Annotated in this window: 1 protein-coding gene; it reads left to right on the forward strand. The window is 38.6% G+C overall.

Features of this window, described 5'->3' with window-relative positions:
* On the forward strand, window positions 1-363 hold a 363-nt coding region (locus CJF42_RS25535), incomplete at both ends, for an IS3 family transposase (protein ID WP_141235683.1).

Raw genomic sequence — 363 nt, forward strand, 5'->3', positions numbered from 1 at the left:
CTGTTTATTTACTTTGTTCAGTGATGCGAGTAAGTCGAAGTGCTTATTATGCTTATTTACGACGAGGTGCGGTGATCATAACGGCTAAGGAACTTCAGTTATATCGTCGAACCAAGCGTTTATTTGAAAAAAGTCGTGGTCGTTTAGGCTCACGTCAACTGACAAAGAAATTACGTAAAAAAGGCTTTAAAGTCGGTCGTTATAAAGTCATGAAATTAATGAAAAAGCTTAATTTACACGTTAAACAACGTGTTGCTTATAAAATAACGACAATGCGCAAGCACAGTGATGCTGTTGCGGATAATGTTTTACACAACAATTCAACCCTTGTGGAGCCAATAAAGTATGGGCGGGCGATGTCAC

Source organism: Pseudoalteromonas sp. NBT06-2 (assembly GCF_002276045.1).
Classification (GTDB): Bacteria; Pseudomonadota; Gammaproteobacteria; order Enterobacterales; family Alteromonadaceae; genus Pseudoalteromonas.